At 70.3% G+C, this 16,912-nt stretch carries 6 protein-coding genes; all 6 read right to left on the bottom strand.

The annotated features are described in order from the left end of the window. Window positions 1–53: 53 nt before the first annotated feature. From W7U_RS05125 to W7U_RS05100, 6 genes are read right to left on the bottom strand one after another with little or no spacing between them, the layout of a single operon-like run. Window positions 54–269: an MbtH family protein gene (locus W7U_RS05125; protein ID WP_008255573.1), complete on the bottom strand. Its 216-nt coding sequence runs from the start codon at window positions 267–269 to the stop codon at window positions 54–56. After that, window positions 250–1,536: an NADPH-dependent L-lysine N(6)-monooxygenase MbtG gene (mbtG, locus tag W7U_RS05120; protein WP_008255571.1), complete on the bottom strand. Its 1,287-nt coding sequence runs from the start codon at window positions 1,534–1,536 to the stop codon at window positions 250–252. The genes W7U_RS05125 and mbtG overlap by 20 nt, the downstream gene beginning before the upstream one ends. Then, window positions 1,533–5,972, bottom strand: a complete 4,440-nt coding sequence (locus W7U_RS05115; protein ID WP_008255569.1) for a non-ribosomal peptide synthetase — start codon at window positions 5,970–5,972, stop codon at window positions 1,533–1,535. The genes mbtG and W7U_RS05115 overlap by 4 nt, the downstream gene beginning before the upstream one ends. Beyond that, window positions 5,969–12,544 (bottom strand): non-ribosomal peptide synthetase, encoded by a 6,576-nt coding sequence (locus tag W7U_RS05110; protein WP_008255566.1) that lies wholly within the window; start codon window positions 12,542–12,544, stop codon window positions 5,969–5,971. Before W7U_RS05110 ends, W7U_RS05115 begins: the two co-directional genes overlap by 4 nt. A gap of 1 nt (window position 12,545) precedes the next feature. Then, entirely contained in the window at window positions 12,546–15,593 is a 3,048-nt protein-coding gene (gene mbtD, locus W7U_RS05105) for a mycobactin polyketide synthase MbtD (protein ID WP_008255558.1), read from the bottom strand. Continuing rightward, window positions 15,593–16,912 carry a polyketide synthase gene (locus W7U_RS05100; protein ID WP_008255557.1) on the bottom strand — a complete coding sequence of 440 codons (1,320 nt, stop codon included), beginning with the start codon at window positions 16,910–16,912 and terminating at the stop codon, window positions 15,593–15,595. The genes mbtD and W7U_RS05100 overlap by 1 nt, the downstream gene beginning before the upstream one ends.

The raw sequence follows: 16,912 nt of genomic DNA, 5'->3' as shown, positions 1-16,912 counted from the left end.
GAATAGTCTGTGCCGCAACCGTGTAGCGGCTCGCACTTGTCGCGCGCCTGCGGCTACTCCCCCGCGAGCGCCTCAATCAGGCTCTTGGGGCGGATATCTGACCAGTTCTGCTCCACGTACTCCAGGCAGTCCGCGCGGCTTGCTTCACCGAAGACCACCCGCCAGCCGGACGGCGTGTCGGCGAAGGTCGGCCAGAGGCTGTGCTGGTTCTCGTCATTGGCGAGCACCACGAAGGTGGCGTTGTCGTCGTCAAAGGGGTTGGCGCTCATCATGTCTCCTTCTCAGGGGATACGCGGACGGGCTGACGGTGGAACCCAACACCCGATCGGATAGCAGCCCCAGGCAGCTCAGGTTCGGGAATCCGGGGCCCTGGGTGAGTCCGGACAGGTTGGGCAGGAACAACTTAGGGGTGACGTCTGTGACGGACAGGTCATAACCTATCGCCTCCTGCAGCCGCTCCGAAGTCAGGGGCCCACCCAGACCGAGTTCGAGCAGATCAAGCGCGTCCTGGCTGAACAACGGTGCGAACCACAGCGAGTCGGCGCCGGAGCCGTCGATGACGAGATCAAACCCGTGGACCGTCTCGAGGTTCTCGCTTCCTCGGTTGGTGGACAACGTCAGCCGGATCTGCCCCTGCCTGCCCACCGCGTGGGCGACGCGGCCCCGCAGGTGGTGGATGCGGTCATCGGCCAGCAACGCCTCCTGCACGTTCGACGAAAACACGCCCCGGTCCGTGCGGGCCAAGGCATCTCGACGTTCGGCCAGGGTGAGGGCCGGCCAGTTGGTCGGATCGGAGAACAGCGAGTTCTCGAAATACCCCTCGCCGCGCGTGAACAGCGTCGCCTGCGGGGAGATGACGGTGATGCTCGAGACCCGGTGCCGGAACAGCTCATTGAGCATCGCGGCGGCCGTCTCACCGCCGCCGATCACCGCGACCCGCTCCGCGCTGATCCGGTCGTGATTGGCGGCGCGGTCCCAGAACTGGGCGATCGAGAGCACGCGCGGATTGCCCGGAAGCAACGATTTTTCGGCCTGGCCGGGCCCGGTGATCATCAACGCGTCGGCGTGCACGGTGGTCTCATGGGTGTGGATCGCCCAGCGGTCCCCGGTGACGGCCAGCCGTTCGACCTCGCCGTGCACCACATTCATGCCCACGTGGTCGGCGACCCAGCTCAGATACTGGCTCCACCGCCGATGCGGCGGCGCCGGCCTGCCGCGGTCGATCCACTCGGCGAACGACGCCGTGGCGATCAGGTAGGACTGCCAGCTGTAGCGGGTCATCCGCTCGTCCAGCTCGGCGTTGCGGCGCGGCACCAGCGCCGAGCGGTAGGGAAAGCCGACGTCTTTTTCCGGGCTGGTGCCCAGCCGGTGCGCACCGTCCGTCCAGCCGCCGCTGGCCTGCCAGTTCGCCGCGACGCCGATGCGTTCCACGGCGACCACGTCCGGAACCTCGACGCCCATGTCGCGCAATACCGACGCCTTGGCGGCGACGGCCACCGCCTTGGCGCCGGCGCCCACGATCGCCAGTGTGCTCATTTCACCACCTCCCGCAGTGAATCGATCCAAAGTCCTTGCAGCGCGGTGATGTCCGCGTCCGTGAGAATGTCGGGCAGCGCGCGCCACTGGGCCGCCAGCACCCGCTCCCCGCCGTATGTCAGCACCATCGCCGCGATGGTGAGCTCGTGGCGCACCGCCAGCTCGGGCTCGGGCACGGGCGACACCCCGGCGAGCAGCTCGCGCTCGAGCGTCAGCCCGGTGCCGCCGTCGGTGTGGGCGGCGCCAAGGTAATTCAGCAGCAGTTGCGGCGGCGGGAAGCCGGCGAGCCACGCGGCGGTGTCGTCCCGCAGGTAGCGCAGCAACCCGAAGTCGAGGCCATCGCCGGGGATCGAGGCCAACTTCTCCGCCACCTTGTGCGGGTCGTCGGAGTCCAGCCGCACCGGGTAGATGGAGCTGAGCAGGCCGACCGTGTCGCCGGTGTCGATGGTGTGCGCGCCGGGCCCGTCGACCAAAGTGTCCGCGCGGCCATGGGTTTCGAGCGCCAGCAGCGGAGGCGGGGTCGCCTGACCGCGTAGCCGGCGCCAGCTGGTCACCGTCGCCGCGGTGGCGGCGACCAACAGCGTGGGCAACGCCAGACCCGAATTCAGCAGCCGGCGAGTGAGGTCGGCGTCGGTCGCGACGTTGCGGACGATCAGATCGCGGGCCCGATCGCGGTCAGGGTCGAGCCGCCGGGCGCCGAGGTCGGGGTCGTCGCCGTCCAACTCCGACGCCCAGTACGGCGTGGTGTCCAGGCCGTGCGCCCGCGCGGTGAGCGCCTCGGCCCAGCGCCGATAGCTGGTGTGTTCCCGTACGGGGGCCGGTGAGTGACCGGTCGCCGCCGCAGTCAGGGCGGCACCGAGTTCACCGAGGATCACCCGCCACGACGCGGGGTCCAGCGCCACGACGTGCGCGGCCAGCAACAGCACGCTCTCGCCGGCCGGGGGCCGGAGCCACACCGCGGCCAGCAGCGTTCCCCGTTCGGGGTCCAACCGGTCGACGGCCCGGGCGACGTGGGCCGGCACCGCCGCGGCCAGCTCTGCGTCCACCTCAACTTCTTCGAGTGCCCCCAGGACGTCGGCGTCGGGCACCGGAACCAAGGTCATCGTGGAGCGGTCGACCCGGGTGCGCAGCACCTCGTGGCCGTTGATGATGCTTGCCAGCGCGGCGTCCAGCTGTTCGCGGCGCAGCGTCTCGGGCAGCCGGATGGCCTCGGTCTGGGCGAGCCGGCGCGGGTCGCCGTGCTCGTAGAGCCATCGGCCGTTGGGCAGCAACGGCATTGGCCCGCTTGCCTCGTCCACCTGCTGGGCCGCGGCAGTGGTTTCCGAGTCGATCGCTTCGGCCAGTTCGCGGATGTTGGTGCAGTCGAGGATGAGTCGGGCGCGCAGCGCCATTCCGCGCGCCCGGGCCGCCTGCACCACCGACAACGCCATGATGCTGTCCAGTCCCAGCTGCAAAAAGTCCGCGGTGACGTCGACGCTCGGGTGCCCGAGCAGTTCGGCGAGCAGGTCGGCCAGCGCGGATTCCGTGGCGGTCTCGGGTGTTGCCGCGCCGCCGGCTGATTCGGCGACGTCGGCGGCGGCCAACGCGGATTCGTCCAGTTTCCCGTTGGGGGTCAACGGGATTTCGTCGACCAAAACGATGCGCTGCGGCACCATGTAGCGCGGCAACCGGGTGCCGAGCATGGCCCGCAGTTCGGTGGCCGTCGGCTTGGCCCCCGCGGTATCGGTGGTCGCCACGTACGCGGTCAGCCGCGGGGCTCCCCGGTGCTGATGTACCAGCACGCCGGCGTGCCGGACGGCGGGATGCGATTCGAGGGCGGCGGCGATCTCCCCGGGCTCGACGCGGTGGCCACGGATCTTCACCTGGGCGTCGGCGCGACCGATGTATTGCACTGTGCCGTCGGGCAATCGGCGCACCAGGTCGCCCGTGCGGTACATCCGCTGCGCGGGCGCGAAGGGGTCGGCGACAAAGCGCGCCGCGGTCTCCCCCGCGCGGCCGATGTAGCCGCGAGCCAGCTGGGCGCCGCCCAGGTACAGTTCGCCCGTCGCGCCGCACGGCACCGGGCGCAGCCCGGAATCCAGCACGTATCCGCGGGTGTGCCGGGTCGGTCGGCCGATGCAGGGCTCGTCGTGCTCGGCGATCGCGGCGACCACCGCCTCGACCGTGGTCTCGGTCGGCCCGTAGCAGTTGTACGCCGTCATCGACGTGGCGTTGCACGCCTCGCGGATTCGGTCCCAGGCGGCGCTGCCGAGCGCCTCTCCCCCGAGCGCCAACACCGTCAACGGCACGTCGGTCAGCAGGCCGAACGCCTGCAGCTGGGCGAACATCGACGGGGTGGTGTCGATCATGTCGATGCCGTGCTCGGCGATCAGCGCGACCAGCGCCTCGGCATCGGTCTGGGTCTGCTCGTCGACCACATGCACGCCATGGCCGTCGAGCAGGGCGACCAACGGCTGCCAGGCGGCGTCGAAGGCGAACGACCAAGCGTGGGCGATGCGCAGCGGTCTGCCCAGTCTTGCGGCCGCGGGCCGCAGCACGCGGTCCAGATGGTCATCGGCGTACGCCCCCACCGCGCCATGGGTTCCGATGACGCCCTTGGGTTCTCCCGTCGTGCCCGAGGTGAACACGACATACGCGGCCCGTTCGGGCGCGACGTCGACCGGCGTGAATTCGTCGTGCGGCCGGCCGGCCTCGAGGAGCTGTGCGGTCAGCTCGTCGTCCAGGACGATCGACGCGCCGGATTGGCGCAGGATCGAGGTGACCCGCTCCGGGGGCATCCCCGGCACCAGCGGCACGCACATGCCGCCGGCCTTGAGCACCGCGAGTATCGCGACGACGTACTGCGGATCGCGGAAAAGGCTTATGGCGACCGGTGTTTCGGGCGCGACGCCCTTGCGGACGAGCTGGGCGGCCAGCCGGGTGGACCGGTCATCCAGCTCGCGATAGCTCAGCGTGCCACCCGCCCAGCTGACCGCCGGGCTGTCGGCCGCGCTGGCCACGACGTCGGCGAACCGCGCGTGAATGCTCCGCGGTGACGTCGCGGCGGGCGCCCCGGCGGCACGCAGCGGGGCAACCTCGTCGTCGAAGAGGACGCTGATCTCGCGCAGCGGCCGCGCCCAGTCCCGCAGCAGCCGCTCGGCGGTGGACAGCACCCGACGACCGAACGTGGCCGCGGGAATGGCGCCCAGCGCGCCGTCGATCACTTCGATCAGCACCACCAGCTCGCCGGCATCCATGTGGGCGGCGACGGCGATCGGGAAATGCGACAGGGTTTGCAGGGCGGATGGCCGGAAGGTCGCACCGCCGGCGGTCAATTCGCCACTGGAGGACAGCCCGTTCATCGGGAAGTTCTCGTAGACCAGCAGGGTGTCGAACATCTCCCCGACCCCGCCGAGGGCACGCAATTGGGCGTGCCCGAGATAGCTGTGCTCGCGCAGCAGGGCGGCGTCGCGCTGCACGGCGCGGCATTGTTCGCCGGCGCTGGCGGCCGGGTCCAGCCGCACCCGCAGGGGCACGGTGTTGATGAACAGACCCACCATGGTCTCGACGCCGGTCAGTTCGGGCGGCCTGCCGGACACCGTGACCCCGAAAACCACGTCGTCGGTGTCGGTGAGACGGGACAACACCAGCGCCCACGCCATCTGCATCAGGGTGTTGACGGTGATGCCACGCGAACGGGCCTCGTCGACCAACCGCGCGGTGGCCTCGGCCGGCAGGCGCAGTTCGGTGGTGCGCGGCAGCGCCGTCTGCCGTCCCTGCGTCGTCTCCACCGAGCCCAGGGCGGCGGCCAGCAGGGTGGGGCCGGGCAGGCCGGCGAGGTGCCGGCGCCAGACCTGCTGGCTGGCCTCCGGCTCGCGACTGGCCAGCCAGCCGATGTAATCGCGGTACGGCCGCGGCGCCACGGGCAGCGCCGACAGGTTGCCGCCGGCCTGGTACAGGATCATCATCTCGTTGATGAACACCGGCATCGACCAGCCGTCGATCACGATGTGGTGGGCGGTGAGCACCAAACGCCATTGCGCGCCGGGCAATTCGATCAGCAGGAAGCGGATGGCCGGCCCGTGTTCCAGGTCGAAGGGCCGGCGGCGTTCGCCGGTTTCCAGCGCCGGCACGTCCTCGCGCGCGGCGCTGACGGATCGCCACGGCAACTCGACGCGGGAGGGCACGATCTGCACCGGCCGCGGGATGCCGCGGCTGAAGAAGCTGGCCCGTAGGTTCGGGTGGCGCACCAACATCTTCTCCGCGCACTCGCGTAGCAGCGCGACGTCGAGTGCGCCGGAGATGTCGGCGGCCATGCCGATCACGTACGGGTCGTCCGCGGCTTCGCCGTCGGCGAACTCGGCGAGCGTGGTCAGCGAGTACAAGCCCTCCTGCAGGGGGCTCAGCGCCATCACGTCCTCGATGTCGGGCGCGACGTCGGTGTCGGCGGCCGTCATGTCGTGCCCTCACGTGACGACGACCAAAGTTGGGTCACCGCAGCCAGATCCGTGGACGAGAGGCCGGAGGTGCTCATCGGCTCGAAACGGACGTCGGCCGCCTGGTCGTCCCGCTCGGTGTCAGCCTGCCCGTTCCCCAGAGCGTCCACGGCGGCGGCCAGCTGCTGCACCGTCGGATTCTCGAAGATCATGCGCGGGCTCACGGCCAGGCCGACGGCGCGCGCCCGCGAGGCCAGCTGCACGGACAGGATGCTGTCGCCGCCGAGGGCGAAGAAGTCGTCGAAGCGCCCCACTTCGGGGGTCGAAAGCAGTTCGGCGAACACCTTGGCCAGCGCCCGTTCGGTGTCCGTGCGCGCCGGTTCGGTCAGGCCACCGGTGCTGACCGCCGGGAGCGGCAGCCCGGGCCGGTTCAACTTGCCGGACTCAGTCTTGGGCAGGACGTCGAGAACGGTCAGCGACGACGGCATCATGTAGCCCGGCAGGGTCGTGGCGATCGCGGCGCGCACCTCCCCCGCGAACGCCGCCTTGTCGACGTCATCGACGATGGGCCGTTGGGGCACAACATATCCGGCCAGCGACGTGCCGCCGTGCACCTCCCAGGTGCGCGCGGCCGCGGCGGCGACGCCGTCGGCCGCCGCGAGGGCCGCCTCGACCTCGGCCAACTCGACCCGGAAGCCGCGGACCTGCACCTGGTGGTCGGAGCGTCCGACGAATTCCAGTTGGCCGTCCTCGGTCCACCGAGCCAGGTCACCGCTGCGGTACAAGCGCGAACCGGGCTCCCCGCCATAGGGGTTGGCGACGAACCGCGTCGCGGTCAGGGCGGGCCGTTTCCAGTACCCGCGCGCCAGCTGGTCACCGGCGTAGTACAGCTCGCCCACCACGCCGACCGGCACCGGACGCAGCCCGTCGTCGAGGAGGTAGGCCTGCGCGCCCGGGACCGGCTTTCCGACAAGCGGATTCGGCAGGCCCAACGGCCCGCGGGAAACCGCGCCGGAGGTCTCGGTGGAACCGATGTTGTTCAGCAACTCGGTCGCACCGTCGTCGGCGCACACCGACACCAGCCGTTGCAGCAGCGACGTGCTGACCGGCTCGCCACCGCACACCAGCCGCGACAGCGCGCGCACGGCGTCGGGCCGGCTGTCCACCAACGCCGAGACCAGGCTGGGCACGGCGGTCACCTGGGCGACCGAATACCGGGTCATCAACTCCCCGAGGGCCTCGGGGTCGCGGTGCTCGTCGTCGTCGGCCAGGATCATGGTCGCACCGGCGGCCAGGCCGGCCAGCATCTCCATCCCGCCTTCGAGGAAGGTGATCGACGCCTGCGCCAGCCGCACATCCTCGGTCCTCGGCGGGTAGTGCCGCAGCTGCCAATCCAGCCGGGCGGCCATCGAACGATGGGTGCCCACCGCGCCTTTCGGCTTGCCGGTCGATCCGGAGGTGAACACCAGATACATCGGGTCGTCGGGATGGGGCCGCGGCAAATCCCGCGACTGGGGATCGACGTCATCGCGGTCCACCAGGTCGCGCACGTGGGGATCGTCCAGCGAAATCAACTCGACTCCCGCAACGTGTGGCATGGTCGCCACCGCTTCGGTCGTTGCGACCACCACCGGCGGCGCGACGTCGTCGAGCATGAATTGCTTTCGCGCCAAGGGGTAACCGGGGTCGATGGGGAAGTAACCGGCGCCGGCCTTCATGATGGCCACCAGCGTCACGACCAGGTCGATGCTGCGGCGGGTCGACAGCCCGACCAACGCGCCCGGCCCCGCCCCGTTCTTGGCGAGCAGCGCGGCCAGGTTGTCCGAACGGCGGTGCAGCGCAGGGTAATCGATCCGCTCGTCCCCGCAGCGCACCGCGATCCGATCCGCGTCCCACGCCCGACTCGGTTCCAGCAGCTCGGGTATGGTGCGCGGCCTGTCGTGCGGTGCCGGCGCGCCGCGGCTCCAGTCCTGCAGGATGCGGTGCTGTTCTCCCGCATCGATCAGCGCAACGTCGCGCAGGCTCAAGTCGAGATCCTCGGCGAACGCGGCGACCGCCCGCGACAGCCATTGCGCCAACCGCTCGATGGTCGTTCTGGCGTAGAGCTCGGTACGGAAGATGACATTGCAGTTGTAGCCGACGTCGTCGGTGCCGTCGGTGCCGAAGAAGTTGACGCTGAGGTCGGCGTGGGCCATGTCGAAGATGGGGTCCAGCGACGTGCACACGGTGTCGCGTCCATCGCCGCCCGCGGGGGCGGTTTCGATGACCCGCGTGGCGGACAGGTGATCCCGGACGTGCACGACGACCTGGAACAGCGGGTTGCGCGACAGCGAGCGCACCGGGCTGACACTGTCGACCACCCGGTCGAACGGCAGGTCTTGGTGGGCGTAGGCGGCCAGGGCCGTCTCGCGGGCCCGTTTCAGCAGTTCGCGCAGCGTCGGATTGCCGTCCATGTCGTTGCGCAGCACCAGGATGTTGACGAAAAAGCCGATCAGTTGGTCCAATTCGGCTTCGGTGCGGCCGGCGACCGGGGTGCCCAACGGAATGTCCACGCCGCCACCGGCCTTGTGCAGCACCACTGCCACAGCCGTTTGCAGCAGCATGAATTCGGTGATGCCCAGCTCGCGGCACAGCTCGCCGAGCTTGGCGCGGGTGGCCGAGTCGATCTGGAAGTCGACGGATTCGCCCTCCCCGCTGGGCACCGGCTGGCGGGGGAAGTCCGGGCGCAACCCGGTGTCCTCCGGCAGCCCGGCCAGCTTGCGGGTCCAGTACTCCCGCTGCTCGGCGGCGATAGCGGACTCCTGGCCGCTGGCGTCCCCCAAAAACGTGCGCTGCCATGCCGCGTAGTCGGCGTACTGCACGCGCAGCGGCGCCCAGGACGGCGCTTCGCCACCGCGTCGGGCCCGGTAGGCCGTCATCACGTCGGAGAACAGCACACCCGCCGACCAATGGTCAGAGGCGATGTGGTGCACGACCACCGACAGCACGTGCTCGTCCGCGTTCTCGGTGCGCAGCACCGCGACCCGGATCGGCAGTTCCGAGTCCAGCTCGAAGCAATGGCGCCGCTCGATGTCGAGCTGCTCTTGCAGCCACGCCTCGCCGACGCCCTCCGCGCGGCGCACCGGAACCTCGACCCCGACCGGGCCCACAACCTGATAGGGCACGCCGTCCAGCTCGACGTAGCTGGTGCGCAGGATTTCGTGCCGCGCGAGGACATCGCCGACGGCGGCGATCAGCGCGTCGACGTCCCACGGACCGGTCAGCTTGGCCGCGAAGGGAATGTTGTTGACCGGGCTGGGCCCGTCCAGGCGGTAGGCGAACCAGCTGCGCAGCTGCGACGCCGACAGCGGCATCGGCTCGTCGTGTGCGGTTGCGATCAGCCTGGGGCGCGACTGCGTCAGTTGGCCCGAGCTCAGCTGGTCGATCCGCTCCGCCAGCAGGCCCACGGTGGCGAGCTCGAACACGTCGCGGATGCCGAGTTCCACACCGCACTCCGCGCGGATCGCGGTGACCAGCTTGGTGGCGACCAGCGAGTGGCCGCCCAGATCGAAGAACGAGTCGTCGACGCCCACCCGCTCGTGTCCGAGCAGCCCCGAGAACAGCTGGGCGACCCGGATTTCGGTGGGGGTCGTCGGGTCGCGGTACTCGGTGCCGGCCGCCAGTTGCGGTTGCGGCAGCGCGGCGCGGTCGATCTTTTGATGGGCGGTGATGGGGATCTCGTCGAGCACCACGTAGGCGGCAGGGGTCATATAGTCCGGCAGCGCGGCGGCCACCCGGGCGCGGATGCGTTCGACGTCAACGGTTTCCGTGCCGGCGCCCTCGGCCGGAGTCACGTATCCCACCAGGCTCTTGCCCAACTGCGGCAGGTCCATGGCCAGGACGACGGCTTGCCCGACACTGGGGTCGACCGAGATGGCGGCGGCGATCTCGCCCAGCTCGATGCGGAAGCCGCGGATCTTCACCTGCTCGTCGGCGCGGCCGACGAACTCGATGTCGCCATTGGCGTTACGCCGGGCCAGGTCGCCGGAGCGGTACATCCGCCCGCCCGGGGTGAACGGGTCGGCGACAAAGCGCTCGGCCGTCAGCTGCGGCCTGCGGTGGTATCCGTGCGCGACATGTGTTCCGGCGATGTAGATCTCACCGATCACCCCGGCAGGGACGGGCCGCAGCGCGTTGTCGAGCAGGTACACCTGGGTGTTGATCTTGGGCCGGCCGATCGGCACTATGCGCGTGCCCTGGGCGCCTTCCACCGGGTAGCTGGTGCAGTTCACGACCGTCTCGGTCGGTCCGTAGAAGTTGTGCAGCGACGCGTCGAAGGTGGCGTGGAACTTGTCGGCGATCTCGCCGGGCAGGGCCTCCCCGCCGATGGGCACCCGCCGCAACGTGCGCCACTGGCTGACACCGGGTAACGACAGGAAGAGTCCCAGCAGCGACGGCACGAAGTGCATCGACGTAATGCCTTCGCGCGCCAGAAGATCGGTGAGGTAGCCGATGTCGCGCAGTCCGTCCGGGCGCGGAATCACCAGCCGGGCACCCATGATCAGGGTGCCGAAGATTTCGCCCATCGACACGTCGAAACTGGGCGACGCGACCTGCAGCAGCCGGTCGGTCTCGTCGATCCGGTACTCGTCGCCGAACCAGACGAAGTACTCGGCGATGGGCGCGTGGGGCACCGGCACGCCCTTGGGCAGTCCTGTCGAACCCGAGGTGTAGATCAGGTACGCGGTGTTCTGCGGGCTCAGCGGCCGCAGCAACGCGGTGGGCGCCGTGGTCGGATAGCTCTCCAATCCGGAAACCGGTTCGCGCAGCACCAGTTTGGCGTCCGCATCCCCGAGAATGAAACTCAGCCGGTCCTCCGGGTAGGTGGGATCCACCGGAAGGTAGACGCCACCGGCTTTGAGCACGCCCAGCGCGGTGATGACCAGTTCGGGTGACTTGTCCAGCAGGACCGCGACGCGATCCTCGGTGCCGATTCCTTGCTCGATGAGCCAGTGCGCCACGCGGTTCGACTCTTCATCGATTTCGCGGTAGGTGTAGGCGCGCCCTTCGTAGACGACCGCAACGGCGTCGGGCGTGCGCGCCGCTCGCCGGCTGACCAGCTCGGACAAGGTGCTGGCCGGGGTGACGAATTCTTCACCGGTCGACACGGACCGCAGCCACTCGGCGTCTTCGTCGTTCATCAGCGCGCACGCCGACAGCGTCACGTCGGGGTCGGACAGCACGCTGTCCAGCAGGGCGGCGTAGTGGCGCAGCAGTTGCTGCACCAGCTGCTGATCCAGCACCTCGACGAGGTACTCGGCCTCGATGACGCCGCCGCCCAGGCCATCCGGCGTGCGGTTCAACTCGACCATCAGACTCAGCGGCAGCTGGTTGAAATGACCGCGCAACTCGGCGCGCTCGCAGCGCACGCCCGGCGGGCAAAAGCCGGCGCCGTCGGGCTCCCGCTGTCCGAAGCTGACCCGGGTCATCCGGTCCGCGCCGTGCCGGCGGTCCGGATTCGACTCACGCACCAGCCAATCCAGGTCGGCGCGCGAATGAGCGAAGGCGCCCACCGCGCCGTCCCGGGTCTGGGCCAGCAGTTCGCGGAACGTCTGGTGTGGCCGCGGCCGCAGCCGGACCACCACGGTGTTGCCGTGGTACCCGATGACATCCTCGGTTCCCACCCCGCGGTTCAGCACCGGGGCCGCGAACAGGAAGTCCGTCGACTGCGTGTAGCGGTGCACCAGGGCGCCGAACGCGGCCATCAACACCATGTAGGGCGTGGCGCCCGTCTCGCGGGCCAGCGCGGCCGCCCGGTCGACGACGTCCGCCGACAGTGGCGCGGTCGCGCGTTGCGCGCGCCAGGTGCTGGGCACCACCGACCCATTGGGGCCGGGAAGTTCCAGTGGCTCCGGGAGATCGGCCATCAGCGGCCGCCAGTAGTCCAGATCGGCCTGACGGATCGCGGTCGGGTCGGTGGCGAGATCCGGCAGCGCCGGCGCCGCGGCAAAGCCGTCCGGGTCGGTGTACGCACGGGTCAGGTCGGCGAAAAACGGCGCCCACGAGCCGTCGTCCCAGGCGATGTGATGCGCGGTGATCAGCATTATCAGCTCGTCGGCGCCCAGGTGCGCCACGGTGACGCGCAGGGGTGAATCCTTGCTCAGGTCGAACGGACGGCGAAAGTCCCGCTGCGCCAGCACATCCAGCCGCAACCGGCGGGCTTGATCGGCCAGTCCGGACAGGTCGTGCTCGGACCATTCGGGGTGTAGGTCGTCGCGGACGACGGGCCGCGGGTCGCCGTCACCGTCGGTGTCATACGTCGTATGCAGTACGGGGTGACGCGCGGCGACGGCGTCGACGGCGCGATGTAGCCGAGCGGCGTCCACGGCGCCGAGGAGGCGATAGGAGACGCAGATGTTGAGCAGCGCGCTGTCGGGATCGACCGACTGCACGAACCACATCCGGTGCTGGCCGGCGGACATGCGCGGCTCGTCGTAGGTGGCCACGGAAGCCGCGCCCGTCGGCCTGGCCAGGCCGCGTTCAGCGAGCTTGCGGCGCAGCAGTTCCAAGCGTTCCTCGTCGAGACGGGTGCCGGCGCCGGTGGTGTCTGTCACGCTAGGAGTCCAACCTTTCGAGCATCGCGAGCGTTGAGTGGTGCGCACCGTTGGCGGCGCCGGTGCGCTCGATGGGCGGCGGCGTGGGGCCACCGGGTGAGTCGGCGCGCAGCGCGTCGATCAGCTCGTTGACGGTGATGCCGCCGAGCATGCGCGCCACCGGAACCGAGTTCCCGACCGTCCGCCGCAGCCGCTTACGCAAATCGAGGGCGAGCAACGAGTCCACCCCAAGGTCGATCAGGGAGGTGCCCGGGTCGATCGACAGCGAATCACCCAGATGCAGCGTCGCGGCCAATTCGGCCCGTACCACCTCGGCGAGCGGCTTCGCGACGGCGACGTCTTCTTTTGCGCCGCCGTCACCGCTGTGCGAAGCACTGAACGGCATTGGCATTCCCTGGCTTTCGAAGAACACCTGCAGCCGGTCGAAGTCGGCGTCGAAAATCAGCGGGTCGCCGTCGTAGCGGTGCAGGCTGGCCTCGATCGCCGCCTCCGGCTCCATCGCCACCAGGCCCGAGCGTTCGGTGCGGGTGATCTCGTTGCCGACCACCACACCGGCGCCCTGCCACAGCCCCCACCGGATTGCCGTGCAGTCGCGGCCGTCGGCCCGCAGCTGGGCGGCCAGCACATCGAGCATCCGGTTGGACGCCGCGTAGGCCGCGTGGCCGTAGCCGCCCCAGGTCCCGAACACCGACGAGCAGGCGAGGATTCGGCAGTCCGGCCGCAGCGGCCAAACCTCGGCCATCAGCGCCAAACCGCGGACCTTGGCGTCGCACACGGCCGCGACATCGACACCGGTGAGGTCGGCGCGCGAGCGTGCCTGCGCGATGCCCGCGGTGTGGATCAGCAGCGACGCCCCCGAACCCGCGTGCGTCGCGGCCACGGAGGCCAGCGCGGCGCGGTCGGTGATATCGCATTGCGGGGCACGCACTTCGGCGCCGTGGCCGTCGGCGAGCTCGCGCAGCGCGGCCGGGTCCACGCCGGTGCGGCTCAACAGGGTGACGGTCCGCGCCCCGCGTTCGAGGCAGTACCGCGCGTACTGCAGGCCGATCGCCCCGCTGCCGCCGGTGATCACCACGTCGTCCAGGGCGGCGGCGTCGAGGGCCCGGCTGGTCGCCGATTCGCGGCATTCGCGGAATGTCCGTACGTGGCTTCGAACATGGCTCAGCGGCGGCTCGCCGCCCCGCAACGCCACCTCGGCCGCCTCGCCCGAGAGCGCGTCGGCGACGGCCCGCGCGGTCGCGGCGTCCACATCTGCCCGCTCGAGGTCGAGATGTCCGAAGGCCTGGTCGGGGAATTCGAACCCGACGCTGCGATGCATCGCCGCCAGGGCCGCCTGCGCCGGCGAGAGGTGGGTGTCGTCTCGATCGACCTGTTCGGCGCCGACGGTCAGTAGCCAGACGGCCCGGCATCGCGGCCCGATGAGCGCGGGGTAGTCGGGTAGGCCGGCATCGGGACGGGCGGCGATCTGCTCGATGGCGGCCGTGGCGTCGTGCTCGTCGAGACGCGGCGCCACGATTGCCAGGACCTCCGCCTCGTTCGGTGCCACCACGCGGCAGTCGCCTTGCGCCGCAACGGCATCGGCGAGCGAACGGGCGAGAGCGTCCGTACCGAAGAAGCCGATGTCGGGACGTGTCGCAACGGTGTGCGAGGTGGCGTGCTGCCAGTCCTCGACGGCCACGGTCGGCGCGGACGGTGAGGCCGCTTCGGTCACTCGTTCCGGCGCCGCCCAGAGGTGCACCGCGCGCATCGGCGCGTTCGGGAAGCCCCGCAGCGGAGGCTGATCAGCGTTCGGGACGGCATCGGCCCACCGGCAGCCGGGGTCGGCGGCCGCGACCGCGGCGATACTCGCCGAGAGCGACTCGGTGACCGGCCGCTCGCGGTGGCCCGAGCCGACGACAACCGACTCGTCGCCGACGATGTCGCCCAGCGGATAGAGCAGTGAGGGGTGCGCCGAGAGCTCCACGAACGTGTCGGCCCCGCAGGCGCGGGCGTACTGCACGGCAAGATCGAAGCGCACGGTGCCGCAGAGGTTTTCATACCAATAGTCCGAGAAATCGGTCCCTTCGCCCAACTCGGCACCGCGGGTGGAACCGACGAAGCGCACCGGCCCGTCCCGGAACGCCGACCGCGGCGTCAGCTCGGCCAGGCTGGCACGCAATGGCCGCAGCGCACTGGTGTGGCCCGGATAGTCGACGGACAGTTGATGGGTGAACACGTCGCGCTGTTGCGCCAGGCGCACCGCGGCGGCCACCGCGTCGTGATCGCCGGCGACCACGGTCGACGACGGGCCGTTGACCGCCGAGACCTCCACCCAGCCGGGCGCCTCGGCCAGCAGCGACTCGGCGACGTCGAGGCCGGCGCCCAGCACCGCCATCGCGTAACGGCCCGTCAGCCGGCCGACCACGGTGGCGCGGGCGACCACGAGGGCGACGGCGTCGGGCAGCGAGATCGCCTCCGCCACATAGGCCGCCGCCACCTCGCCGAGGCTGTGGCCGATGGTGATATCGGGCAGCACACCGCAGCATCGCCATGCCTCGGCCAGGCTGACCGCGTGGGTGAACTGCGCTCCCTGAATTTCGGGGCGTGACCAGCTACGCTCTTCCTTCCCCACCAGATATGGCAGCGGAGAGGCGAATCCGGCGACGACGAACTCTTCGGCGCACCGGTCGGCCGCCTCCCGGTAGGCGGGCAGCTCCCGGTAGGCGCCGGCGCCCATCGCCTGCCATTGATTTCCCTGGCCGGGGAACACGAACGCGATGCGCGGCGGCGTGGTCTTCGCGGAATGCGTGACCAGCTCCTGTTCCTCGCCCCGCGCGATCGCCGCCAGCCCGGCGGCCAGCTCGGCGGCGTCGGCCGCGCGCAGCACGGCGCGGTGCCGGCGGGGGCGCCGCAGCCGCAGCAGGGTGGATGCGATCGCGGCGGTCGCGTTCGGCGAATCGATGCGGCCCAGGTAATCGAGGATCGCCGCGGCGTCCCGGCGGATCAGCTCCGGGTCGTGGGAACTGAGCAGCACCGGGATGCGCCCGTCCGGCAGATGATGGGTGAGCATCACGCCACCTCGGGAACGGAGACAATCAGATGCGCGTTGGTGCCGGCGATCCCGAACGCGGACGCCGCGGCGATGCGCTGCCCGTCGGTCGCGGGCCACGGTGTCAGGGTCTGCGCCAGCCGCAAACCCTGTTTGTCCCAGTCGATTTCGGGGCTTGCGTTGTCGGCGTGCAGCGTGGGCGGGACGGCCCCGTGTTCGGCGGAGACGAGCACCTTGGCCAGTCCCAGCGCGCCGGCGGCGGCCAACGAGTGGCCCACGTTGGACTTCACCGACCCCAGCAGCGCCCCGGCGCCGGCCTCGGTGTCGCCGTAGGTTTGTGCCAGCGAGCGCAATTCGGTGCGGTCGCCGAGCCGGGTGCCGGTGCCGTGCCCCTCGATCATGCCCACCTCGGCGGGCTTGATCCCGGCCTGGGTGATGGCCCGTTGGAAGAGGCGGACCTGGGCGTCGCCACTGGGGGCGCTGAGCCCGGCGCTGCGCCCGTCCTGGTTGATGGCGGTGGCGCGCACCTCGGCCAGGATCCGGCGGCCGGCGCGCACCGCGGCCGATTTGCGTTGCAGCACGAACATCGCCGCCCCCTCGGCCCACACGGTTCCGCTGGCCTGCGCGCTGTAAGGGCGGCAGTAGCCGTCATCGGAGAGGGCGTGTTGTTTGGAAAACTCGACGAAGAACCCCGGTGAGCCGAGCACATTGACCCCGCCCGCGATGGCCATGTCGCAGTCGTCGTTCTGCAGGGAACGCACCGCGACGTGGAAGGCCACCAGCGCGGACGCGCACGAGGAATCCAGGGTCAGTGCCGGGCCGGCCAATCCCAGCGTGTAGGCGATGCGGCCCGAGATGACGCTGAGGGCGGTCCCGGCGAGCAGATGGCCGCTGTGTTCGGAGAACCTGGCCATCTCGGGCCCGTAGCCCGTGGCGGAGGCGCCCACGAAGCACCCCACGTCGTGGCCGGCAAGGTCGTCGGGATTGATGCCGCTGTTTTCCAGGGCGCGCCAGGCCACGCGGAGCGACACCCGCTGCTGCGGGTCCATCACCACGGCCTCGCGGGGCGAGATGCCGAAGAATTCCGGGTCGAATGTGGTTGCCCCGCTGAGGAATCCACCGCGATCGTGAATCGCCTTGAAACCGCTCCGGCGCGAGCCGGCGAGCAGTTCGCGCACGGCCCACCCGCGGTCGGTGGGAAAGGGTCCCAGTGCCTCCCGGCCGTGCACCAGCAGATCCCAGTACCCTTCGGCGTTTTCGATGCCGCCGGGCGCCTCGACACCCATTCCCACGATCACCACGGGGCCGACGCTCTCGGCGTCATACGCATCGTTCGACAT

The sequence above is a fragment of the Mycobacterium sp. H4Y genome (assembly GCF_000364405.1).
GTDB lineage: Bacteria > Actinomycetota > Actinomycetes > Mycobacteriales > Mycobacteriaceae > Mycobacterium > Mycobacterium intracellulare.
The sequence above is the reverse complement of the archived record's forward strand: the minus strand, read 5'-3'. Positions and strand labels throughout refer to the sequence as shown.

Bases quoted from the DNA above. Each gene is read 5' to 3' on its own strand.
- mbtG (WP_008255571.1), bottom strand. From the start codon at position 1,536: ATGAGCACACTGGCGATCGTGGGCGCCGGCGCCAAGGCGGTGGCCGTC.
- mbtD (WP_008255558.1), bottom strand. From the start codon at position 15,593: ATGCTCACCCATCATCTGCCGGACGGGCGCATCCCGGTGCTGCTCAGT.
- W7U_RS05100 (WP_008255557.1), bottom strand. From the start codon at position 16,912: ATGTCGAACGATGCGTATGACGCCGAGAGCGTCGGCCCCGTGGTGATC.
- W7U_RS05115 (WP_008255569.1), bottom strand. From the start codon at position 5,972: ATGACGGCCGCCGACACCGACGTCGCGCCCGACATCGAGGACGTGATG.
- W7U_RS05125 (WP_008255573.1), bottom strand. From the start codon at position 269: ATGAGCGCCAACCCCTTTGACGACGACAACGCCACCTTCGTGGTGCTC.